This window comes from Undibacterium pigrum (assembly GCF_003201815.1).
Lineage (GTDB): Bacteria > Pseudomonadota > Gammaproteobacteria > Burkholderiales > Burkholderiaceae_D > Undibacterium > Undibacterium pigrum.
In genome coordinates, this window is the sequence record NZ_QJKB01000022.1 from 18,561 (window position 1) to 41,088 (window position 22,528).

18 protein-coding genes, 1 tRNA gene and 2 pseudogenes are annotated in these 22,528 nt (G+C 47.9%); 8 read left to right on the forward strand and 13 right to left on the reverse strand.

The annotated features are described in order from the left end of the window. Window positions 1–18: 18 nt before the first annotated feature. Window positions 19–1,734, reverse strand: a complete 1,716-nt coding sequence (locus DFR42_RS27705; protein WP_110258316.1) for a cation:proton antiporter — start codon at window positions 1,732–1,734, stop codon at window positions 19–21. A gap of 291 nt (window positions 1,735–2,025) precedes the next feature. Here DFR42_RS27705 and DFR42_RS27710 point away from each other — a divergent pair, with 291 nt between their 5' ends. Next, window positions 2,026–2,460 (forward strand): hypothetical protein, encoded by a 435-nt coding sequence (locus DFR42_RS27710; protein WP_110258317.1) that lies wholly within the window; start codon window positions 2,026–2,028, stop codon window positions 2,458–2,460. Window positions 2,461–2,513: 53 nt separating this feature from the next. On the opposite strand, the gene DFR42_RS27715 is transcribed toward DFR42_RS27710, so the two are convergent. After that, window positions 2,514–3,464, reverse strand: a complete 951-nt coding sequence (locus DFR42_RS27715; protein WP_110258318.1) for an amino acid ABC transporter substrate-binding protein — start codon at window positions 3,462–3,464, stop codon at window positions 2,514–2,516. 156 nt (window positions 3,465–3,620) lie between these two features. Between DFR42_RS27715 and DFR42_RS27720 the strand changes: the two genes are divergently transcribed. From DFR42_RS27720 to DFR42_RS27730, 3 genes are read left to right on the forward strand one after another with little or no spacing between them, the layout of a single operon-like run. After that, complete coding sequence (locus DFR42_RS27720) at window positions 3,621–4,265, forward strand: helix-turn-helix transcriptional regulator (protein WP_110258344.1); 645 nt, start codon at window positions 3,621–3,623, stop codon at window positions 4,263–4,265. Further along, complete coding sequence (locus tag DFR42_RS27725) at window positions 4,262–5,227, forward strand: threo-3-hydroxy-L-aspartate ammonia-lyase (RefSeq protein ID WP_110258319.1); 966 nt, start codon at window positions 4,262–4,264, stop codon at window positions 5,225–5,227. The genes DFR42_RS27720 and DFR42_RS27725 overlap by 4 nt, the downstream gene beginning before the upstream one ends. A 31-nt stretch (window positions 5,228–5,258) precedes the next feature. Continuing rightward, window positions 5,259–5,693 (forward strand): riboflavin biosynthesis intermediates N-glycosidase, encoded by a 435-nt coding sequence (locus DFR42_RS27730; RefSeq protein WP_110258320.1) that lies wholly within the window; start codon window positions 5,259–5,261, stop codon window positions 5,691–5,693. Window positions 5,694–5,785: 92 nt separating this feature from the next. Here the strand turns inward: DFR42_RS27730 and DFR42_RS27735 are convergent, their stop codons facing one another. From DFR42_RS27735 to DFR42_RS27780, 9 genes and pseudogenes are all read right to left on the reverse strand, one after another. Continuing rightward, complete coding sequence (locus DFR42_RS27735; protein WP_110258321.1) at window positions 5,786–6,085, reverse strand: hypothetical protein; 300 nt, start codon at window positions 6,083–6,085, stop codon at window positions 5,786–5,788. Window positions 6,086–6,388: 303 nt separating this feature from the next. Beyond that, on the reverse strand, window positions 6,389–8,383 hold the full coding sequence (locus tag DFR42_RS27740) for an NACHT domain-containing protein (protein ID WP_110258322.1): 1,995 nt from the start codon (window positions 8,381–8,383) through the stop codon (window positions 6,389–6,391). Between the two features lie 258 nt (window positions 8,384–8,641). Continuing rightward, window positions 8,642–8,761 (reverse strand): annotated as a pseudogene (locus tag DFR42_RS30040) (DUF4113 domain-containing protein); the annotation flags it as partial. Between the two features lie 104 nt (window positions 8,762–8,865). Then, window positions 8,866–9,033, reverse strand: coding sequence for a hypothetical protein (locus DFR42_RS29410; protein ID WP_170133722.1), 168 nt, complete (start codon window positions 9,031–9,033; stop codon window positions 8,866–8,868). Between the two features lie 483 nt (window positions 9,034–9,516). Beyond that, window positions 9,517–9,747: pseudogene (locus DFR42_RS30045) on the reverse strand (DUF2716 domain-containing protein); the annotation flags it as partial. Between the two features lie 29 nt (window positions 9,748–9,776). Next, complete coding sequence (locus DFR42_RS27765) at window positions 9,777–11,270, reverse strand: PIN-like domain-containing protein (protein WP_110258326.1); 1,494 nt, start codon at window positions 11,268–11,270, stop codon at window positions 9,777–9,779. 602 nt (window positions 11,271–11,872) lie between these two features. Further along, window positions 11,873–11,962 (reverse strand) — tRNA-Ser (locus DFR42_RS27770). Between the two features lie 108 nt (window positions 11,963–12,070). Then, window positions 12,071–12,535, reverse strand: coding sequence for a rhodanese-like domain-containing protein (locus DFR42_RS27775; RefSeq protein ID WP_110258327.1), 465 nt, complete (start codon window positions 12,533–12,535; stop codon window positions 12,071–12,073). 68 nt (window positions 12,536–12,603) lie between these two features. Next, window positions 12,604–15,528 carry an EAL domain-containing protein gene (locus DFR42_RS27780; RefSeq protein WP_110258328.1) on the reverse strand — a complete coding sequence of 975 codons (2,925 nt, stop codon included), beginning with the start codon at window positions 15,526–15,528 and terminating at the stop codon, window positions 12,604–12,606. A gap of 604 nt (window positions 15,529–16,132) precedes the next feature. On the opposite strand from DFR42_RS27780, the gene glnA reads away from it, so the two are divergent. The 4 genes from glnA (at window position 16,133) to ntrC (ending at window position 20,920) form a co-directional block, all read left to right on the forward strand. Next, window positions 16,133–17,548: a type I glutamate--ammonia ligase gene (gene glnA / locus DFR42_RS27785; protein ID WP_110258329.1), complete on the forward strand. Its 1,416-nt coding sequence runs from the start codon at window positions 16,133–16,135 to the stop codon at window positions 17,546–17,548. Window positions 17,549–17,676: 128 nt separating this feature from the next. Beyond that, window positions 17,677–18,168: a DUF4124 domain-containing protein gene (locus DFR42_RS27790; protein WP_110258330.1), complete on the forward strand. Its 492-nt coding sequence runs from the start codon at window positions 17,677–17,679 to the stop codon at window positions 18,166–18,168. A gap of 86 nt (window positions 18,169–18,254) precedes the next feature. Next, entirely contained in the window at window positions 18,255–19,328 is a 1,074-nt protein-coding gene (gene glnL / locus DFR42_RS27795; protein ID WP_110258331.1) for a nitrogen regulation protein NR(II), read from the forward strand. Between the two features lie 77 nt (window positions 19,329–19,405). Further along, complete coding sequence (gene ntrC, locus DFR42_RS27800) at window positions 19,406–20,920, forward strand: nitrogen regulation protein NR(I) (RefSeq protein ID WP_110258332.1); 1,515 nt, start codon at window positions 19,406–19,408, stop codon at window positions 20,918–20,920. 62 nt (window positions 20,921–20,982) lie between these two features. Here the strand turns inward: ntrC and DFR42_RS27805 are convergent, their stop codons facing one another. After that, window positions 20,983–21,507, reverse strand: coding sequence for a phosphatidylglycerophosphatase A family protein (locus tag DFR42_RS27805; protein ID WP_245937118.1), 525 nt, complete (start codon window positions 21,505–21,507; stop codon window positions 20,983–20,985). After that, a complete protein-coding gene (gene thiL, locus DFR42_RS27810; RefSeq protein WP_110258333.1) occupies window positions 21,504–22,472 on the reverse strand; it encodes a thiamine-phosphate kinase in 969 nt (322 codons plus the stop codon). Before thiL ends, DFR42_RS27805 begins: the two co-directional genes overlap by 4 nt. Window positions 22,473–22,528: the final 56 nt, after the last annotated feature.

Sequence of the window (22,528 nt, forward strand, 5' to 3'; positions counted from 1 at the left end):
CAATACCATGCTCACGCATTATGCATGCGGGTGTTTATCATCATCAGGCTTAAAACGATTCAATACATGGCTGGCCATGCCTTTTGCCAGTTCTTCTTCCCCATAAAAGACATCGCCAATTTCTTCCTTGCGCAACATGATGGATTCATCTTCACTATGCGTGCGCAGTAAAATTTCGATATTGGGATTGAGCGCCCTGGCGGTTTCCGCCATATGCCTGACGTTAAGTGTATCTGGCGTGGCAACCACCAGCATGGCAGCGTTGGCTATATGCGCCTGTATCAATACCGCAGGATCTGCCGCATTGCCCGATACCGCGGCTATGCCACGCTTGCGCATGTCTTCTACTATTTCGCGATTTTGTTCAGCGATGACATAGGGTATGCCGCGTTCATCCATGGCCTGTGCAATGCGGCGGCCAACCCTACCATAACCAATCAGGACGACCTGGCCCTCCAGATATTTTCTATCGGTACTCATAGGCAGTTCTGCATACGGGTCTTGTCTCTGGTCCAGTTCCCGCGCCAGGTCAGAATGCGACAAGGCCCATTTCCTGATTGGCCCTATCAGCGTGAACAGGAAAGAATTCAAGCCTATCGAAATCAATACACCAGCAAGTATCAGGCTCATACCTTCTTGCGGCAACAAGCCCAGCGACAAGCCCAGGCCTGCCAGGATGATAGAGAACTCACCAATTTGCCCCAGGCTGGCACCTATGGAGAGCGCAGTATTAAGCGGGTAGCGCAAGATAAGCACCAGGGCAGAAGAGGTAAAAAAGTTACCAACGATGACAATAGCGACCACGCCAAGCACACGCAAAGGTTGTGCGATCAAAATCGCAGGGTCAAACACCATGCCCACTGATACAAAAAACAAAACTGAAAACGCATCCCGTAAAGGCAATGATTCTTCCGCTGCACGATGGCTGAATTCAGATTCACGCATCACCGTACCCGCAAAGAAGGCACCCAGTGCAAATGAAACACTGAATACCAGTGAAGCGCCATACGCAATACCAATCGCCGATGCTACCACCGACAAGGTGAACAGTTCGCGCGAACCAGTGCGCGCCACCTGCCACAGCAACCAGGGCAGGGCGCGGCGACCAACCACCAGCATCAAGACAATAAATGCAGATACCTGCAACAAGGTCTTACCTATGGTAATCCACAGCGGTGTCGTGCTTGCAACAACGGCTGTCGTGCTGCCTAACACGCCCGCCAGCGGTGGCAGTAAAACCAGTACCAGTACAGTGACCAGGTCCTGCACCACCAGCCAGCCTACTGCAATGCGGCCATTCATGCTGTTCAGGAGATTGCGTGCTTCCAGTGATTTCAGCAGCACTACCGTACTGGCACAGGCCAGTGACAAGCCAAAAATCAAAGAGCCGCCTATACTCCATGTCCACCAGGATGCAACGGCCATCCCAATCGCAGTAGTTATACCCATCTGCAAAACAGCGCCAGGTACGGCAATCCGCCTCACTGCCAGCAAGTCACTGGGGGAGAAATGCAAACCTACGCCAAACATCAGCAGCATCACGCCTATTTCTGACAACTGCGATGCAATATGTACATCCGCCACAAAGCCCGGGGTAGTTGGGCCGATGACGATGCCGGCCAGTAAGTAACCAACTAGCGCGGGGATTTTAATTTTTTCGGCAATGAAGCCGAAGACGAGTGCTCCGGCAAAAGCGGTTGCGACAGTGGTGATCAAAGAAATGCTGTGGTCCATTCGGCTCCCTGAGTGTAAACTATACCTGTAAGCATTACATATAACATCAAAACGCCCTCAATACACCAAAGATGCGTATCTCTTTTTAGGGGGAATTTGCCTGGCTGGCCCATCAAGATAGCCGTAGCCGGTATCGCCAGTGCTGATGAAAATCAAGCCCGTCCAGAAATTGATGCAGCATGATAGTAATTCAGCATGCTGCGTAATGGCAGCGCATTTCTTATGCTATTTTCGCAGCTACAAGTACGTTAAAAACACATTAAAAACGGATAACACTCAAAGCAAACCAGCATGACGACAAGCTATCATTTTAGTTTTGAAGATCATTGGCGCAGCCCGCTTGCATACTGGGTGCACTTGCCCGTGCCAGATCAGCCAGATGTATGGGACCCACCATCGCCACCCTGCATACCGCACAGGGGTTATGTATTTTTGCATGTGGAATTTGAGAAGCATGAGCTGCTCTTCAGCTCACCGGCGCAACTTGATCATTTTATTGCCGTGCTGGCCAGCAAACCATTGCCGACCACGCGATATTTATCGAACCTGCGCAATGCACCTGTCGGCCCCAATGGCCATTGGCTGAGCCGCTTGCCCGCCGCCTTGAAAGCGCCACGCAAGCGAGCCAAACTGGTGCAGGCGATGCAGGTTGTGCGCGCTGAAGTAGTCAGGGCAGATACACCACATCAATTTGCCTGGGCTGAGTATGCTGATCTGTTGAAATAAGTCATGCCATCGGCGTCAACGTGCGTCAATGACAGGCCAACATAAAGAGAGATTTATTTTTTCTTGAGCAGATTTTTCTGTGCTTCAGGTACTGCAGCATAAGTGGCTGGGCCACCTGAGTCAGACGGTTTTGCAAAAGCGATTTGCAATTGTGGCGACACCGGGAAGCGCAGGTTGATGCCTTTAGGGGCTATGCTGCTGTTAAACCATTTCGCATAGATGCCATTGATTTCACCAGAGGTATAGATCGTGCTGATGGCAGTATCCACCACTTTTTTGAAAGCGGCATCTTCACGGCGCAACATGATGCCATAAGGCTCCAGCGACAGTGGCTCTTTGCTCATTTCATAGTCAGCAGGGTTTTTTGAACTTGCTGCCAGGCTGGCCATCAGTATGTCATCCAGTGCAAAGGCGCTTGCACGTCCGGTTTCCAGCATCAGAAATGCTTCTGCATGGTCTGCCGCCGCAACTATATTCAGGCCCAGGTTTTGTTCGCCATTCATGATCGTCAATTGCTTGAGATTGGCTGTGCCCGCCGTCGAGACTACGGTTTTTCCGCGCAAGTCTGCCAGGCTTTGTATGGCTGACGATTTCTTGTACATCAAACGGCCAGCAGCCAGGAACATGGTAGGAGCAAATGCCACTTGCTTCTGGCGTTCCAGATTGTTTGTCGTTGATCCACATTCCAGATCTATCGTCCCATTTGCCATCAAGGGCAATCTGCTGGCTGAAGTAACGGGGTTGAACTCAGTCTTGAGACTGGCAAGGCCCAAATGCTTTTGCACAGCAATGACGACTTTCTTGCACAAGTCTACCGAGTAACCCTGATATACCTGCTTGTCGTCGATAAAAGAGAAGGGCACGGATGAATCGCGTACCCCCAGGGTAATTACGCCACTCTCCTTGATTTTCTTTAAAGTGCCAGTTAATTCTTCGGCCTGTGTGCTGCCAGTGCTGATGACGATGCTGCCTAGCAGCCATGCTGTCGCTACCAATAATTTCACGCTGTCTCCTGATGTACTTTGCGTACTTGTTTAAAAAAAGTATCAAAAACGGGTTGAAATTTTGTAGAAATTTCCCCGGCTTTTGAAAAAAGAGCGCCATTCTAACCACAAATGTCAAATATTGACAACTTGTTGTAATGTGACATAATGTCAGTCATGAAGCTTACTGAAAATCAATTACTGCTGAGAGAAGGCAAAAAAATCGTTGATGCGCTGGGCAAGACTTTCTTCCCGCTGGTAGAGGTCGTGCTGCACGATCTCACCGTTGATGAGCATCATGTGGTTGCCATTTCCAACAACTTGTCTGGCCGCAGTGTCGGTGCCAGCACGACTGAAATTGGCCTGGCGCGCATCAGCGATCCCAGTTTCCCTGAAGTCTTGCAAAGCTACCCAAATCAATTCCCTGATGGACGGCCCGCCAAGAGCACTTCGATAGGTATAAAAAATGGCGATGGCGAATATGTCATGGCGATTTGCCTCAATATCGATGTGTCTTTACTGAGTGCAGCTGCGTCCAGCCTGCAGCAACTGGTACAAACTGAATCGCCACCGGTCGACATCAGAGAGAATCTTGTCTCACCCAGCCTTGACGTCATACGCAGCACGCTGGAGCAGTACGCCTCCAGTCTCAACACAACGCCACGTATGCTGACACCAGCGCAAAGGCGCGCTGCCATACTTAAGTTGTCGCAGGCAGGGCTGATGGACTTAAAAAATGCCCAGACCATCGTTGCTAATACCCTGGGCATTGCCCGCTCGACCGTGTACACCTATCTGCCACAGAAAGGGAGCGCGACATGAGCCAGTTGCCCATCAGTTTTGAAGATATTGCAGCCGCCCATGGCCGCATCTCTGCTGTTGCGCAGCGCACACCAGTGCTGACTTCGCGCATGGCCAATGTGCTGACAGGTGCCCAGGTTTTTTTCAAATGCGAAAACTTCCAGCGTTCAGGCTCCTTCAAGTTTCGTGGTGCCTACAATGCCTTGTTGCAGTTTAATGCTGAGCAACGTCAGCGCGGTGTCGTTACCTTTTCTTCTGGCAATCATGCCCAAGGCATAGCCCTGTCGGCCTCCCTGTTGAACATGCCAGCCGTCGTCGTCATGCCCAGTGATGCGCCTGCCGTCAAAATCTCTGCCACCCGTGCCTACGGTGCAGAAGTCATTTTGTATGACCGCTACAAAGAAGACCGCGCAGCCATAGGTCGCCAACTCAGCGAAGAACGTGGCCTCACCTTCATCCCGCCTTTTGATCATCCCCATATCATGGCCGGGCAGGGCACACTCGCCAAAGAATTGATAGAAGAAGTGGGCAGCCTTGATGTCTTGCTGGTGCCGCTGGGTGGTGGTGGCTTGCTATCCGGCTGCGTCACCGCTGCCAAAGCCATGCAGCCAAATTGCCGCGTCTATGGTGTAGAACCACAGGCAGGCAACGATGGCCAGCAAAGCCTGCGCTCTGGCGAAATCGTTCATATCAGCACACCTGACACCATCGCCGATGGCGCGCAATCCCAGTACCTGGGCGTGCAGCCTTTCGCCGTCATCAAAGACAAGGTCGATGACATACTCGCCGTCGAAGATGCACAACTGATAGAAGCAATGAAGTTCTACGCCAACCGTATGAAACTCGTCGTAGAACCCACCGGCTGCCTCAGCGCCGCTGCCCTGTTTGGCGGGCAACTTAATTTGCAGGGTAAAAAAGTCGGTGTCGTCATTTCTGGCGGCAATGTTGACCTGGCACGCTTTGCTTCACTGATCAGCATGTAATAAACCAGCAGAAATTAATTGAATCAAACGTATGGCGAAAATAATATTCTTCTTTGACCGCGATGATCAGTATTACGAACTCTCAAATTTTGCCGGATTTGGTTTCGAGCTTGATGGCCACCACTGGCGCACGATGGAGCATTATTTCCAGGCAAAGAAATTCGAGGGAACATCTCATTTCGAAAAGATACTGAATTGCGGCTCACCCAAACAAGCCAAAGACCTTGGCCAAAACAGAGACATCCCCATAAGAAGAGACTGGGATGAAGTCAAAGAATCCATCATGCTCACCGGCCTGCGCGCAAAATTTCAAAATCCGGAATTAAAGCAATTGCTGCTGGGCACAGCCAAAAAACTGCTGGTAGAAAATTCCCCTTACGATAGCTACTGGGGCATAGGCCCCAACGGCAAAGGCAAGAATCGCCTGGGGCATTTGTTGATGCAGGTAAGGGATGAAAGCAGGTAGGAAAGCGCTGTTGTAGGAGCTGTTTTAGCCGCGAACATTCCTAAGCTCCCGCCGTATGTGTTTTCAATTTGTGTTTTGAATTCCAAAGTTTATTACTGATCTTTATTCGCACGATAAGTGGCAAGAAATTTCTGTAATAACTCAACGGTATTTTCAGCTGGTGATTCAATGATGAACCGCTCACGATCTTCCCAGATGACGGGCGTATAGATAGCTGCTTCGATCTGTTCATCAAAATCTTCGTATAGAGCTTCATCCTCTTCAGTTTCCACATCTGAAGGCGGCATAAAAGAAAATTCAAGAAGTATGGTTTTATCTTCGTGGATATGAATCTCTGGCTCACCTTCAGCGTCGAAACCTGATACCTGGATGGTCTCAATAATATTACTCATGCTGCATTCCTGAAAATAATCGAGCGAGGATAGTGGCATGGAATTGCTTTATTTTCAATCGTTCTTGGCACGTAAAATCGTAAGTGCGAATACTCGGGATTATTCGCACTTGCATAGTGCTGTGTCTCATATGCCTGATCAGCATTAAGACTGGGAGTTTCGTTTGGTGAAAATACTTTACCAAAACCAGTAGGCATTTAGAGAGGTTGTTGACTCAACCTTTCTTCGAAATGAAATTTTATAAAAATACGACTTGAATTTCGTGTTGAGCTACTTCTATTGAGGGGCATTTTTTTTCCGAAATCATTTATTTGCTTCTTTAGTAATCGCCATAATCTTCTCTGTGAAACTTGTTCTCGACTGATCGTCATCGAACGAATTGCAGAAAGCTTGACAGTTTTCAAATGACACTGATGTGGGTTCCATCTCTCGAATCAACAAACGCGTGATGTTTGAGAAATTTCTGTTGTTGTTTGTAATGTCATCTGTTCTGTCATCTATTTTTATAGTCTTCTTTGTTTTGAGACCATATATCGCTATTGGTTTTTTTGTGTTGTCAGCTATATTTGCTGCACGTACTAGAGGATCTCGTTTGCTTTTTAATATAGCGCCGATAATGCCATTCGTGGTAAGGACTTTAATTACAAATATACTACCTTTTAAATTTGATATTTTTGCGATGGAAATACGTTGATGTTGTAAATCAGTATCATCATCTACCGAAGCCACGACGTAAGGTTCTACCGCAGGCGAATTATTCGAAGCAACATTCACATCCCGTGCCAGAAAGTACGAGCTACCGAACGTAATTGAACGTCGTAATTCCAGCTCTTCGGCGGGGATCAATGGACTCATATTTTTGTAACTATGCTCGCGATGGATAATGAATGATCTTGCAAAAGGAAGTGAAATATACTTTCTAAATGCCGCTTGGTCGACGTCATATATCTGATCCAGAACGTTAACAAACTTCGCGATCTGAAAAACTTGGGTAATATGCTTAAAGATGTCTTCTTGCTGATATTTTCCTTCTGTGCAGATGTATTGTGCTGCAAAATATTCTGCGAGAGATTTATGAGCCCATTTGTACGCGAGCCCATCTCTTGCAAACACTGGCACAGCCTGAGTAATATCTTCTAAGAAAGCATTTTCTGAAAAGGTCAGCCCGTAACAAAGATTTTTCGCATCGTTGATCCATTTCAAAACTTTGTCTTTGTCGCCCTCGATTTCGCCAGACATCGTCGAAATAAAGCCCATCACTTTTAGAACACGATGAAAACTATCTAAGTCAAGTTTAGATTTTTTTTCTCGTGTGTTGTAACCGTCTTTACTAGCATCGTGCCAGTCATATAAGGCATCAAATACTTGGCGATAAAAAACGTGTTTCTTTTCCGGTAGGCTTTGTTTATATTCAAAACATCGGTATAACAAGGTTGTTAATAACGGATTAACTAAGAATTCATGAACTGATCGTAACTCTTTTCCCATAAGTCGAGCAATCAAAGTTTCTGCTCTTTGCCCATTTCTGTCATATCTCCGAATTAGCTCGAACGACTCTGCCTTTTTCAGAGGGCGAATATGATATTTTTCAAATGATGAAAACGATACTAACGCCGTCTCTGGACGGGACGTTATTATGAAATAATTGTTTGGGAACGAGTCGATGAATGTCTTAATGCTTTTAGTGACCTCCTCACGGTCAACAAACGAAATTTCGTCATAGCCATCCAAAAAGAACACAAATTGCCCTTTTTTTAATACGCTATTTAAATCATCTTGTTCGAATTTGTGATCATTATCCGAATCTAAACCGTTTAGTTCTTCCTCTAGAAGTACTTTGAGTGTCCTGGCGCGTGATAGATGGCGGAGTTCGACGAAAATTGGAACGGAAAAATTTGAGCGAATACAGTGAATGAGCATGTATTTCATGAGGGTGGATTTTCCCATTCCTGCAGTATCTGTAATTAGTATTCTTTTTGTTTCTTGAAGTAACTTTTCCGGAAATTTGTTGACCAATATTTCCTTCATGTCAGAATTTTTCATACTAGGCGAAAGCGTTAATGGCAAGTAAAGCTCTTCCAGCGACATTGGATTTTGAAATACCAATGTGTTGAGATGTGAATGACGATCGATTTGCCTACCAACATAATCAGCAAACTTATTTGCAAAGATATCCCGAACATTTTCGGTGAGTTTCTTACTCCCTTGAAATGCCAAATTGAATATTGGCTTAATTATGGCGCTTGTAATTTCTTTTGCCGCTACAGTCGCCAGTGCCGCTGAAATAGGGTCAATCATAAAATGCCTTACATGAGTAATTGGTATATTGTCATGTTAGTATAGTTGCTAAATCTAAAGGCAAATCGGTGTGTTGTTTTTTATTTAATTTGCAATGTATAACTGAGGGAGTTACGACAGGACTGATATCATTTAGAGAGTTTCATAATTCTTTTAATGTCATGTTAGGACTTGCATGACAAAAAAACTGGCGGCCTTTATTGCCTGTTGCATCGACTGCCTGATTTGCGTGGTTGGCCGAATTTCTCTCTTTGTAAATTACCTGCAAACGGGTAATTCATCCCAGTCAGTCTTGTAGCACGGTGACTTCGCTTCCATTTGCATCTTCCAGGAGTGCCGGCTCCTATCCTGGCTTAGCTTCAGCGTGTCCTTTCCATAGCGCTTATTGACCTAGTCAAGCACATCCTTCAGCGCCGGCTTCTCAACGTGACCAGAAAACATGTCTCCCTGGTGCATCGATGCCAGGTAGATCTCGCTCAGGATCACGCCAGCCTTTTGTACTCGTACCCTGGCCTGAACATCTGTTCCAGCCCGGCCACTGCATAGCGCTGCAGGGTGATGGTGTTTGAGGTGGCCTGTATCAGAGGGATCGTAATTGCCGGGTTATATTGCGGCAGCTTGGTTCTGAAGCGATTGGTTTGGATAAACACCTGCAGCATGCTGACAAAGTGGGCCAACGCGTAGGTGCGATTAGTGTAACGTAATCGCACGCATGTCGAGACCGAAAGATATCGATATCCACCTTAAAATTTTGTGTGCGAATACGTGGGCTATTCGCATCTGCGCTGGCTTGAGTAAACGGCTACCCTGGCTGGATGGTGTCTGATTCTCTGTTATATATTTACTCAGCGCTTCCATCCTCCGGAACATCTCCATACCAATTCATGGATGAGACTTCAGGGTATAAACTGGTGCGCTTACCTGTGTTAAAGACGACGATGTCGTGCCTATGTCTGTTGAAACCTTGTTTTGATTTAATGTTATACGCTAATTGGTGCGCATATATTAAAAGGCTTTCGATATCTTGTATGACCTCCACTGCTGGCGGCGGATATTCTTTTTTATTAGCTTCTGCCTAGCATTTCAAGTCTCCCATCGCAGCTGCATAAATCAATGGCGGATCAGATTCATTTTTAAGCCACTCCCTGTGCTGCGCAATTCTCATCTCCACATTTACAAATACTTCGTTTTAGCTTTTCAAATCCATAACCAACAGCGTTTCTGATGACTTTCTCAAGCATCGCGGGTTTTCGTTTAATGATGGTTTTTGCAAAAATCTCGCCAAAAATACAAATGCTATATTCCCACGGGTCTTTAAAATTGCTAATGCGCATATCTTTCGATAAAAATATCGCGTAGTCTCCATCAGAAAAACTATTTTATCCAGTCATTTTCAAGTGCTTGCAAGTAACTCTATTTGGCTATCATACTTAATTGCGACCAGAATGGACGCATAGTCATGTCTTTCTGCGATTGAATTTATCTCTTCTTCTAAAAGCGATAGAAAACTTTTATTGCGATACTCAGCATGGTTTTTTTCCGCAAGAAAAACAATAGATAATTTGTCTCCCCAAAATTGCTTTCTCATAGTATTGATTTGATTATGCGTATCTTCATCATACAAAAGTCCAAATAGATCGTCTTTTAAAATAATTTCAATGCCGAGGTCTCTTGATTTATTAAAGGAAACAAATTTTGGAAAAGGCTCTTCATTAAATCTAATGTTTCCAAATATTTTTTCTAGAAACATGTATGTTTTAAAGTGACTTATTTTCTCACTGTTCGTAGTGACAATACTATCTGTCAAATCATCTTCATGATACCAATGCAGTTGTTCTCGCTTCGGATTCTGAGTAACAGTTTTTCTCGTTTTCCACATCCATTTAGAAAGATCGCCGCTGAATTTCAACATTTCTTGGGGGCTAATTGTCGCAGTGGGTATGTTTGATAGGTTTTCAACAGCAGTTAACGAGATATCTTCAATTTCTTTGACCGAGGAATCGGAGACTTTTGCATCAAGGCGTGTGCTAGCATGCTTGAAAAATTGGGAGGGTGAGTACATCCAAAAAATTTCCACATTCGCTTCGCTCATGATTTCATGTGTCAATTCTGGGTGTGGGCCAATGGTTCGACCAAATTCATTTTGCCACCAATCATCTTTACCGTCAGCAGTAACGAGCATTATGCTTTTCACGTTATTTTCTTTTGCGTAGTTGATCAACTGTCGCCAGAAAATAAGATCACCAAATTTTCGCTCGTATTTCAATTTATTAAAAATGAATGTTGCGTCGCTTGGATTTTTCCCTTTGGCATCATCCTTATAGCCTGGCGGAATTTTCGAAGCGTATCGACCTTCTCCATCATGCGTTAATCTAATTAATTCTTCTTGATTTGCAGGGCATGGTCCAACTTTCTCCGCAAATAAGTCGTCAATTTTTTCTCTGATTGGATCAGAAGACGAAACTTCTAACTGCTGATCATGGGCGGCTTTTGCAGCTTCAATAAATTGAATGTTTGCTTCATTTAGACTATTTATTAGCCTTTCAGCAGAAATATTTAAACCGCGCTTATCAATCTGAAGTTCATCTATTTTCGATTTAACGTTGGCAATTAAAGTACTAGCGAATTTGTAGGCATCTTCTGTTGATTTTTTTTCGCCTGCGATGACTGTCAGGCGGTTACGTTGAAATTCAAGCGCAACATGATGTGGAATCCAGAATCTGGCGCTCAACTTCTCCAAAACAGCTATAAATTCATCTCGTGCATTTTTCGGATACCTGTATAGATCAAGTAAAACATTTGCATCAAAAATGATCGTGCCTTCATCCCAAAGCTTCTCAAATTCTGCTTGGCTTGGCGCGTAGAAACCTGAAAAGGATTTTTTCATTTGAATTCGCTTGATGTATTAAATTCGCAATTATTTATTGACTTCAACAATCTTAAGTATTAACTGCAAATAAAACAACTGTCAGCCTTTAATTTTGAAAAATATGCTGGTGACTAACTATTAAACTAGCTATGCGTGCGTAGTTGCAGTATGTGAATTACGATTTTGGTATGCACTTTTGTTTATCCGACTGAGGTTCTTTTTCTAAAAAAGATGACACGACCCGAGACAACCTTGTCCCGTAGCTACTCTAGATGCAGCTGCGCAATACAGGTTAAGCGGTCATAGAAAAACCTATTTCCTGCACGTTGTCTCTTTTGCGTTGCTTGCGCGGTAACGTCGCCTTGCATCGTCTGTGTAGTTTGGAATGTACCTGTTATTTTGCAAGCAGGTTGTTGCATTTGTAGTGTTGCATGTAGGTTGTGTCGGTATTGTCTGGCATGGAATGACTTGCCTGCGATACGTAGCGGAGTACCAGCTTATTTGATGGTGGGGCGTTCAGCATTTATTTATAGGACATTTTTTGTGTCATTTAGCCCGTGTTTCGTAACAAGTGCACCAAAAAAAAAGCCCTTGGAATCATCCAAGGGCTTTTATATTCATGGCGGAGAAGGGGGGATTCGAACCCCCGGTAGGGATAAACCTACGCACGCTTTCCAGGCGTGTGACTTAAACCACTCATCCACCTCTCCTGCATTCGCTTTAACTTGCCGTAACAGCGAAGTCCGCTATTCTAGCAAAGCAAACTTCAATATGGAAGCTTTTTTCTTGTTTTTTGTAAATCTTGCTTTTGCATTAAGTTAAGCGCCCAGCCAGGGCAGGCCGTGCTGGCACCAGCCACCTAGGGTTTTTCTGTGGCCTTGCTCGTCCTTGTCGCCTTCAAAACCTTGCAGGATGTCAAAGCAGTTGGCGTAGCCGTTTTCTGTTGCCAGCTTGGCGCCGTGGCGGGAGCGTACGCCTGAGCGGCAGAGAAAGAGGATGATGCTGTCCTTGTCTGCTGCACTGGCTTGCAGTTGTGCCAGGAAGTCTGGGTTGGGTGTGCCGCCGGGGTAGAGGCTCCATTGTACGGCCAGGTGTTGTTCTGGATTGATGTTGACTCTGCCTACCCAGTCGCGTTCAGCATTGGTGCGCACGTCGATGAGTACTACCTTGCTATCATTTTGCAGGAGGGCATAGGCTTCTTGCGGGGTGACTGCGCCGGCATAGGGCAGTGCTTGTTCCTGGCCGCGCTGGCGGGCTGTTTGCAGGGTTTGATCGGTAGACATGGCGGCTCCTGGGCTTGGTATCGTTGGCAGCATAGTAAGTGAATAGTACGTGAAACTTGTCCAGTAGTTTATCGCAAATCGGCGCTGGGTTTGCCATACAGATAACCCTGATAGGAAAGGCAGCCTTGCTGCTGCAGGAAATCGCGCTGGCCTATGGTTTCCACGCCCTCGGCAATCACGGCCAGGCCAAGGCTTTGACCCAGGGCGATGATGGTTCTGGTGATGACGGCGTCATTGTTATTGCTGAGGATGTCGCGCACAAAGGACTGGTCTATCTTGAGCTGGTCCAGCGGCAGGCGTTTGAGGTAAGAGAGGGATGAATAGCCGGTGCCAAAGTCATCCAGTGAAAATCCTACGCCTCTGGTTTTTAGCTGGTTCATCTTATCTATGGTGGCTTCTACATTGTCGACCAGCAGGCTTTCGGTTAATTCCAGTTTGAGTTTGCTGGCATCGATATGATGGCGGGCGATGTTGTCCAGCACTTGCGCGACAAAATCATTTTGCCTGAACTGGCGAGCGCTGACATTGACGGCCAGGGTGCGGTTTTTTGTATCTTCGCTGCTTTGCCATTCTGCCAGTTTGGCGCAGGCGGTATCCAGTATCCAGGCACCCAGGCTGAGGATGAGGCCAGATTCTTCTGCCAGTGGGATGAAGTCGGATGGTGGCACCAGGCCTTTTTGTGGATGCTGCCAGCGCACCAGCGCCTCTGCACCTGTGACCACGCCCGCGCTATTGACCTGCGGCTGATAATATAAAACGAATTGTTCCTGTTGCAGGCCGTGGCGCATATCTGCTTCAAGGGCTGCGCGGGTGTTGACGATGTCGAGCATGTCTTTATCAAAGAAGCGGAAACTGTTGCCACCGCTGGCCTTGGCTTCATACATGGCAACTTCCACCTGTTTCAATAATTCTTCTGCCGAGGTATTTTGTTTGTCGAACAGGGTGATGCCTATGCTGGCGCTGCTGTGATATTCAATGTGTTCAAGGTCATAGGGCGCACGCAGGTCGGCCAGTATCTTGGTGGCGATCATCTGGGTTTCTATGGCGGTTTCGCGGATGTTGTCGCTGAGTTCTTCAAGCAGCAAGACAAATTCATCGCCGCCATAACGGGCCAGGGTATCGCCTTTGCGTATGCTGTGTTCCAGGCGTTTCGCGACGACTTGCAAGAGCATGTCGCCCCTGCCGTGGCCACTGCTGTCATTGATGGTTTTGAAGTCATCAAGATCAAGGAAGAGTACCGCACCATAGTGATTGCTGCGGCTTTTTGCCAGCAGGCTGTGTTGCAGGCGATCAATTAACAGGCGACGGTTGGCGAGGCCAGTCAGCGGGTCGTGGTAGGCCAGGTGTTCGAGCTTGGCCTCTGTCGCTTTCCTCTGTGTGATGTCAAGCATGGTGGCGACATAGTTGACGACTTTGCCGCTGGTGTTTTTGACTGCAGTGATGGTTAGCCATTCTGGATAGACTTCGCCATTTTTTCTGCGGTTCCAGATTTCGCCTTGCCAGTAGGCGTTGGCGGCAAGCTGTTTGCCCATGTCTTCATAATAGCTGGCACCATGCAGGCCGGATTTGAGCAGGCTGGTTTGCTTGCCTAGCGCTTCTTCACGGCTGTAACCGGTGATGCGGGTAAATGCCTGGTTGACGCGCAAGATACTGCGGTGCTCGTCGGTGATGACCATGCCTTCCTGGCCTTCAAAGGCGATGGCGGCGATACGCAAATCTTCTTCTGCACGCTTGCGTTCTGTAATGTCTTGCACCGTGCCCATATGCCTTGCGCTTTGCGCATCATATTGCGAATGCAACCAGCGCACTTCTCCCTGGATAAGTATGCGGTGTTCTATGCTGGCATCGGTGCAGGCTTGTACCTGGCTCCAGAAATTTTGTACGGCTTCCACGTCATCAGGGTGTATGCGTTGCAGCAAGCTGGGGCAATCGAGCTTGCTGTCTGGTGGGTAACCAAGTATGCGGCTTGCTTCTTCAGAGTAGCGCCATGTTTGCCCGTCGTCGCCTGTGCTCCAGCTGCCGGTTTTTGAAATTCTTTGGGCGCGTCGCAAGTCGGTTTCGCGCTGGCTTAGTTCAGCAGTTCTTTTGCTGATGATGTTTTTCAGGTTTTTTCTTTGTTCACTTGCTTCCAGCAAGAGCCTGACCAGGTAGGCCAGCATCAGGCTGAATAAAAAGCCGATAGTGCAATTGAGTAAATGGGTTTTGCTAAAGACGTTTGTATGCTTGGGGACCAGTTCCAGTGTCCACTCAACATTGGGTAATTTGAAGGCATAAAGGATGTTGCGGCCAGACTTGAAGCCAGGGGATTTTTGTATGATGAGCTGAGCACTGGTATTGGGATCGATGCGCCACAATTGGTATTCATAACCACGGGCGACCAGCTTGGATAATTCTGCATCCTTCAGCACGCCTTGCAAATCAATGACTGCTGAGATCAGGCCCCAGAATTCTGCGGGTTTGCTGGCATCAATAGCGTCATCCAGATAAACCGGCAGGCGGGCGATGATGCCTGTACCGCCACGGGTCAGCGGTAGTGGCCCTGCCAGCGTCAGTTGGTGGCTGTCACGCGCCAGCAAGGCTTCGGTCTTGCGAACAGGATCAGTCAGTAAATTGATGCCCAGGCCATGATCGCGCCATTCTGCCGGTGCGACTTCAGTAGTAATGCCTTGCGGTGCCAGGTACAGGGCGGCGATCTGCGGGTGATATTGCAGTATCTTGTCGGCAAAGCGTTCAAAGTTACGGATGCGGCCACTATTGTCTGCCACCATGCCTGCAAGGGCATAGGTAGAAGATATCGCCTTGTGCATATTGTTTTGCAAGGCATTGGCCTGCGCGCGGGCCAGGTCGTAGGCAAGCAGGTTTTCTTCTTTAATGGCGCTGTCATCCAGTTTCATTATGATGACAGTGCTGGCCAGCATTGCCAGCACAAAAGTCAGTGTGGCAAACAGAATGGGCCTGGGCAGATATCTGGGCAAATAAGGGGGTGGCGACATAGTTAACTATAGATGTAGCTGCCAACACCCATGCTTGAGTTCAATCAGGGCAAGATAGACGGGAGGGGCATTGGTGTCTGGAAAATACAAAACAGTCTAAATGACAGCGAGCCGGGCGCAGCACAAAACCAAGGCTTGTTGATTTTGATCAATATTGTTAATTTTGCATTTTTTTAAGCTGTGTCTACTTTGATGGCGAGCACCTGGCTAAGGATGCGGAAAGGGATTTTATTGGCGCACCAAAATGCAGCGTGATGATGCCATTTTTAGAAAAATGCACCAAAATGGTAATTTTTAAGAGGTTTGCATCATTTTAGTGCGACGCTGTACTTTTGCACCATCCCGTGCAGTTCTCGTTTTGAACAAGAAAACGCCACAAAAACAAGCATTTAACAATTTTCGTATTTATATATACACGATCTGGATGATGGCATGGTTTCTGCTATTATCCCCGGTGAGTTGAGCCGCCGGGTGGATGTGATAGGTAAGTTGTATATCAGGGCAATAAGACAAGGTTTGTCTATTGGTCAATATTGCACAAAACTGGCAGGCGCAACACTCAGCAATTTCCGAATTTATTTTTTAGCTCTCAGAGGAGTTTCACATGGCAATGACAGCCGCAGAAGTCTTGAAAATGGCGAAAGATAACGAAGTCAAATTCGTTGATTTTCGCTTTGCTGATACCCGAGGCAAAGAACAGCACGTAACTGTTCCAATTTCCCAGTTCGACATCGATAAATTCGAATCTGGCCACGCATTTGACGGCTCGTCCATCGCTGGCTGGAAAGGTATTGAAGCATCTGACATGTTGCTGATGCCAGATCCATCTACTGCCAATATTGATCCATTCTTTGAAGAAACCACATTGTTCATGCAATGTGACGTAATCGAGCCATCTGACGGCAAGGGCTATGACCGTGACCCACGTTCCATCGCGAAACGTGCTGAAGCTTACCTGAAATCCTCTGGCATTGGTGATACAGCTTACTTTGGTCCAGAACCAGAATTCTTCATTTTTGACAGCGTACGCTGGAAAGTGGATATGTCTGGCTGTTTCGTCAAGATTGATTCTGACGAAGCTTCCTGGACGACAGGCGAAAAACTGGAAGGCGGCAATACTGGCCACCGTCCAACGGTTAAGGGCGGTTACTTCCCAGTCCCTCCGGTCGACAGCTTCCAGGACATGCGTTCTGAAATGTGCCTGATCCTGGAATCCCTGGGTATCCCGGTTGAAGTGCATCACCATGAAGTGGCTGGCGCTGGTCAAAATGAAATCGGCACCAAGTTCTCTACTCTGGTAGAGCGCGCTGACTGGACACAAAACCTGAAATACGTGGTCTGGAATGTTGCTCACACCTATGGCAAGACAGCCACTTTCATGCCTAAACCTATCGTTGGCGACAACGGTTCTGGCATGCACGTGCATCAATCCATCTGGAAAGATGGCAAAAACCTGTTTGCTGGCGACGGCTATGCTGGTTTGTCTGATTTCGCCCTGTACTACATCGGCGGTATCATCAAGCATGCAAAAGCATTGAATGCGATCACTAACCCAGGTACCAACTCCTACAAGCGTCTGGTTCCAGGTTATGAAGCTCCGGTTAAACTGGCTTACTCTGCACGTAACCGTTCTGCTTCCATCCGTATTCCTTACGTTGCCAATCCAAAAGGCCGTCGTATCGAAACACGTTTCCCTGATCCACTGGCTAACCCATACCTGTGCTTTGCTGCATTGATGATGGCAGGTCTGGACGGCGTACAGAACAAGATCCATCCTGGCGAAGCAGCCAGCAAAGATCTGTACCATTTGCCACCAGAAGAAGATGCATTGATCCCAACAGTTTGCGCATCTCTGGAAGAAGCTCTGGAAGCATTGAACAAAGACCGCGAGTTCCTGACACGCGGTGGTGTATTCAGCGACAGCATGATCGACGCCTACATCGACTTGAAAATGCAAGAAGTACAACGCTTCCGCATGACCACGCATCCAGTGGAATTTGACATGTATTACTCTCTGTAATCTGAGCAAATAGACAAAAAAAGCGAGGGTAACCTCGCTTTTTTTGTTACAAATGCTAATTTGTCTGTAATTGTGTTGCAGCGCTGCATGACATACACTATCAGTCTGTTAATGACTATTGCTTTCCTATGAACCGTCTCTTGTCAGGCCTTATTCTCTTTATTGGTGTGCAGACGCTTGCCTATGCGCAGGGCGATGTCTTCCTGTGTGTGGACGATAATGGTAAAAAAGAATACAAAAACACAGGCGCTGTCAAAGGTTGCAAAAAAGTAGAATTGCAAGGCATTACCGTTGTTCCTGCGCCAACTTTACCGGCACCAGGTAAAAAGCCGCAAGGCGGCAAACCGGCTAGCAGCCCTAGTGATTTTCCCAAGGTGGATGACAGCACACAAAAAGCCAGGGATTCTGACCGCAAGCAGATTTTGCAGGATGAGTTGAAGACAGAAGAGCAAAAGCTCGCCAATCTGAAGAAAGAATACAATAATGGTGAGCCTGAGCGTCGTGGTGATGAAAGAAATTTCGCCAAATATCAGGAACGCACCAATTTGATGAAAGAAGAGATCGCGCGCACCGAAAAGAACATAGAAGCACTAAAACGTGAAATTGCCAACGCAAAATAAGTTGCCAGTGTGAAAATGCAAAATGCTGTTCGGGCATGATGCTTGCGTAAAGGTCGCTCTGTGCGGCCTTTTTTTATGGACAAGTTTTGAAAACTCCACTTACCTTATTTGCTGGCCTGGATTTGCTGACTTCAGCAGTGATCGTGCTGGATGCTGAGGGCAGCATTTTATTTGCCAACGCAGCTGCTGAAAACCTGCTCGATTCTTCCTTCAAATCACTGACGCATTTGAAACTGACCGATCTTTTCCTGAACGGCCAGGAATTGACCGCCGTTTTCCATCAGGCAGTAGCCCATCAGTTTGCCGACAAACGACAGGACCTGACACTGGAGCGGGCAGGGCGTGAGCCCTTGCATGTACACAGCATAGTTACGGCACTGGATAACCCTGATACGCCCGTCCTGATAGAGTTGCGCGAGAACGTACAGCAACTCAAGCTCGACAGGGAAGAGCGCATGCTCGACCAGAGCAAGGCCAACAAGGAGCTGATACGTAATCTGGCGCATGAAATCAAGAATCCCCTGGGTGGCATACGTGGCGCAGCACAATTGCTGGAGCTGGAGTTGCCCGAGCGGCACTTGCGTGAATTGCGCGAATATACCCAGGTCATCATCAAGGAGGCCGACAGGTTGCAGACTCTGGTGGACCGTTTGCTGGCACCTCATCGCCTGCCGCATATAGTTGGTGACGTCAATATCCATGAGGTTTGTGAGCGCGTGCGCAGCCTGATCGTCGCTGAATTCCCGCAGGGTCTGAGTATCAAGCGCGACTATGATTTATCGATACCAGAATTTCGTGGCGACAAAGAACAGCTGATACAGACAGTCCTGAACATTGCCCACAATGCGGCGCAAGCACTGAGCGAGCGTATCCGGCAGGGCGATGCCGTGCTGACTTTCAAGTCGCGCGTGGTGCGCCAGATCACTTTGGCCAAGGTACGTTACAGGCTGGCATTAGACTTGCATATCATTGATAACGGTCCGGGCATCCCACCTGAGATTCGCAATCGCATTTTCTATCCCCTGGTGTCGGGCAAGGAAGGCGGTAGCGGTCTGGGTCTGACGCTGGCACAAACTTTCGTTGAACAACATATGGGTGTCATCGAATGTGAGAGCCGGCCGGGATGTACGGATTTCCGGATACTGATACCACTCCCTTAAATAAAGGTGTGGCAAAGTGGCTGCACCAAAAGTGCTCCTTCTATCGATATGCTTAACACAGACTGCAAAACGACAATATGAAACCAATCTGGATAGTGGACGACGATGATTCAATTCGCTGGGTGCTGGAAAAAGCGCTGGCGAGAGAAAACCTGGCAACCCGCAGCTTCACCAATGCAAGAGATGCGATGAATGCCTTGCAAAGTGATACGCCGCAAGTGCTGGTGTCTGACATACGCATGCACGGAGCATCCGGCCTTGAACTCTTGCAAACCGTCAAAGCCAAATATCCTGGCTTGCCTGTGATTATCATGACAGCGTTTTCTGATCTGGAATCTGCAGTGGCTGCTTTTCAGGGCGGGGCTTTTGAATATATGGCCAAGCCTTTTGATCTCGACAAGGCAGTTGAGTTGATACGACGCGCGCTGGATGAAAGCCTGCGCGAATCCAGTGTTGAGCAAAGCATCTCTGAAACACCGGAGATACTGGGCCAGGCACCTGCCATGCAAGATGTGTTTCGCGCCATTGGTCGTTTATCGCAATCGAACGTGACGGTGTTGATTACCGGTGAATCAGGCAGCGGTAAAGAGTTAGTGGCGCGTGCCTTGCACAAGCATAGCCCACGTGCATCACAGCCTTTCATCGCCTTGAATACGGCGGCTATCCCCAAGGATTTGCTGGAATCAGAATTATTCGGTCATGAGCGCGGTGCCTTTACTGGCGCGCAGACCACGCGCCGTGGCCGCTTCGAGCAGGCTGAGGGCGGTACGTTGTTCCTCGATGAAATTGGTGACATGCCTTTTGATTTGCAAACACGCTTGTTGCGGGTTTTGTCAGACGGGCATTTCTATCGTGTTGGCGGGCACCAGCCCATGAAGGCGAATGTACGCGTCATCGCCGCGACTCACCAGAATCTTGAAACCCGTGTTAAAGATGGCTTGTTCCGCGAAGACTTGTATCATCGCCTGAACGTTATCCGCCTGCGCCTGCCAAGCTTGCGTGAGCGCCGAGAAGATATCCCGCTGCTGACAAAATACTTCCTGAACCAGAGTGCCAAGCAACTGGGCGTGGATGTCAAACGCATGTCAGAACCGGCGCTGCAATTTCTGTCCAGCCTGGATTTTCCTGGCAATGTCAGACAGCTGGAAAACCTGTGTAACTGGATCACCGTCATGGCGCCCGGACAAACGGTAGAGATACCAGATTTGCCGCAAGACTTGATACCTATTGCTGCCGTAGCGGTTCAGGCACAGGCGGCAGCTAATTCAAATGATCAGATCAATAGAAGTAGCGAGTATTTATCTGGCGCGCCAGCACAAATCAATGGGAACGCGTTTACTGAAAAGACCGTGTACCGCAGCGGTGAAAGCTGGGTTTCTTTGCTTGAAGCTGAGGCAACTGCCATGCTGGCAGAAGGTCAGTCTGAAGTGATTGACAAGCTGGGGCGTTGTTTTGAGTCTGTCGTCATCAAGGCGGCATTGCGCCATACCCATGGCCGCAAGAATGATGCGGCAATACGCCTGGGTATAGGCCGGAATACCATCACCCGCAAGATTCAGGAGCTGGGGATAGATGGAGTGAAGGACGAGTAGTTTTTAAAATAAAGAAGTAAAAGAATAATGGCTGCTTAATATAAATGAGCAGCCATTACTTTTTAAAAGCTACGCCATAAGGCAAAGGCCAACAGGCAAAAGAAAGCCGCAACAATATCATCCCACATAACGCCAAAGCCGCCTTTGAGGTGGCGGTCAAAATAACCTATCGGCGGTGGCTTGACCATGTCAAAAAATCGAAAGCCTATAAATGCCCACAACTGGGTTTGCCAGTTTGCTGGTACGATAAAAATCAATACCAGCCAGAAGGCGATGATTTCATCCCAGACCATGCTGCCATGGTCAGCGACACCCAGGTTTTTACCCGTGACATCACAAGCCCAGACACCAATAGCAAAACCAATCACGATGATGACGGCCCAGGTGGTCGTCGTAAATACATCTGGCCAGCGGCTGGAAAATACATAAAAACTTAACCACGCAAACAAGGTGCCGGACGTGCCTGGCATGACAGGCGACAAGCCACTGCCAAAGCCTTGCGACAATATATGCGCAGGGTGGCGCAACATGAAGCGCCAGTCCGGTTTGTGGATGATGGCCGTCTGCTTGTTTTCTATGGTAGTCATGGATGGGCGAAATGATCAAAGGATTTATATTGCAGGGAGACTGCCTGGCCCCGTTCATCCAGCAAGCGCAAGCCAGTCTCTGCCACGATCTGGCCTATATGTGTGATGGCGGTATTGGCTTTTGCAGCTGCTGCCAGTACATCTTGCCTGCGACTTGCCGGTGCAGTGAAACACAATTCATAATCGTCACCGCCATTCAAAGTAAATTGTCTGCGTAAATCTGGCGATTGCGTTTGCAATACAGGGCCAGCAGGCAGGCGATCAATAAAAATAGTGGCACCAACGGCTGATTTTTCCAGGATGTGGCCAAGATCGCCAGCCAGGCCATCAGAAATATCCAGTGCTGCATGGGCAATGCCACGCAGAGCTGCACCCAATGCAATACGTGGACTGGGCTGATGCATGCGGGTTGCGGCCAGTTCGTGATCAGTTTCTGTGAGCGTGACTTCTTTCCAGTAGTTTGCCAATGCCAGCCGTGCATCGCCCAAAGTACCGGACACCCAGATATCGTCACCAATTTTTGCAGCATCACGGCGCAGGGCGGTGCCCGGTGGTAGTTCGCCAAAGATAGTGATGCAGATATTCAGCGGCCCCTTGGTGGTATCGCCACCAATCAGGTGACAGCCATATTCATTTGCCAGTGTCAGCAAGCCGCGTGAAAACGCTGCCAGCCAGTCTGGATTGGCTTCAGGGAGTGACAACGCCAGGGTAAAGCCCAGCGGTTCTGCGCCCATGGCTGCAAGGTCTGATAAATTTACGGCCAGGCATTTATGACCCAGCTTGTAAGGATCAGCATCCGGGAAAAAGTGATGGCCAGATACCAGCATGTCACTGGAAATGGCCATCTGCATGCCAGCGCTGGGGTTGAGCAGGGCGCAGTCATCCCCTATGCCCAGGGCGACGCGGCTGTCTTGAATACTGTGTTGCGCAAAGTAGCGCTTGATGAGATCGAATTCGGAAAGCATGCGCGCATTGTACCTAAGGTAGCTCAGGATTCAAGATAAACCCCTGCACCCTCGGT

Excerpts from the sequence above, each read along its gene's own strand:
- thiL (WP_110258333.1), bottom strand. The coding sequence starts at position 22,472 with ATGCTTTCCGAATTCGATCTCATCAAGCGCTACTTTGCGCAACACAGT.
- DFR42_RS27780 (WP_110258328.1), bottom strand. The coding sequence starts at position 15,528 with ATGTCGCCACCCCCTTATTTGCCCAGATATCTGCCCAGGCCCATTCTG.
- DFR42_RS27730 (WP_110258320.1), top strand. The coding sequence starts at position 5,259 with ATGGCGAAAATAATATTCTTCTTTGACCGCGATGATCAGTATTACGAA.
- DFR42_RS27740 (WP_110258322.1), bottom strand. The coding sequence starts at position 8,383 with ATGATTGACCCTATTTCAGCGGCACTGGCGACTGTAGCGGCAAAAGAA.
- DFR42_RS27735 (WP_110258321.1), bottom strand. The coding sequence starts at position 6,085 with ATGAGTAATATTATTGAGACCATCCAGGTATCAGGTTTCGACGCTGAA.
- DFR42_RS27775 (WP_110258327.1), bottom strand. The coding sequence starts at position 12,535 with ATGTCTACCGATCAAACCCTGCAAACAGCCCGCCAGCGCGGCCAGGAA.
- DFR42_RS27725 (WP_110258319.1), top strand. The coding sequence starts at position 4,262 with ATGAGCCAGTTGCCCATCAGTTTTGAAGATATTGCAGCCGCCCATGGC.
- DFR42_RS27805 (WP_245937118.1), bottom strand. The coding sequence starts at position 21,507 with ATGACTACCATAGAAAACAAGCAGACGGCCATCATCCACAAACCGGAC.
- DFR42_RS27765 (WP_110258326.1), bottom strand. The coding sequence starts at position 11,270 with ATGAAAAAATCCTTTTCAGGTTTCTACGCGCCAAGCCAAGCAGAATTT.
- DFR42_RS27790 (WP_110258330.1), top strand. The coding sequence starts at position 17,677 with ATGAACCGTCTCTTGTCAGGCCTTATTCTCTTTATTGGTGTGCAGACG.
- DFR42_RS27720 (WP_110258344.1), top strand. The coding sequence starts at position 3,621 with ATGAAGCTTACTGAAAATCAATTACTGCTGAGAGAAGGCAAAAAAATC.
- DFR42_RS27705 (WP_110258316.1), bottom strand. The coding sequence starts at position 1,734 with ATGGACCACAGCATTTCTTTGATCACCACTGTCGCAACCGCTTTTGCC.
- ntrC (WP_110258332.1), top strand. The coding sequence starts at position 19,406 with ATGAAACCAATCTGGATAGTGGACGACGATGATTCAATTCGCTGGGTG.
- glnA (WP_110258329.1), top strand. The coding sequence starts at position 16,133 with ATGGCAATGACAGCCGCAGAAGTCTTGAAAATGGCGAAAGATAACGAA.
- DFR42_RS27710 (WP_110258317.1), top strand. The coding sequence starts at position 2,026 with ATGACGACAAGCTATCATTTTAGTTTTGAAGATCATTGGCGCAGCCCG.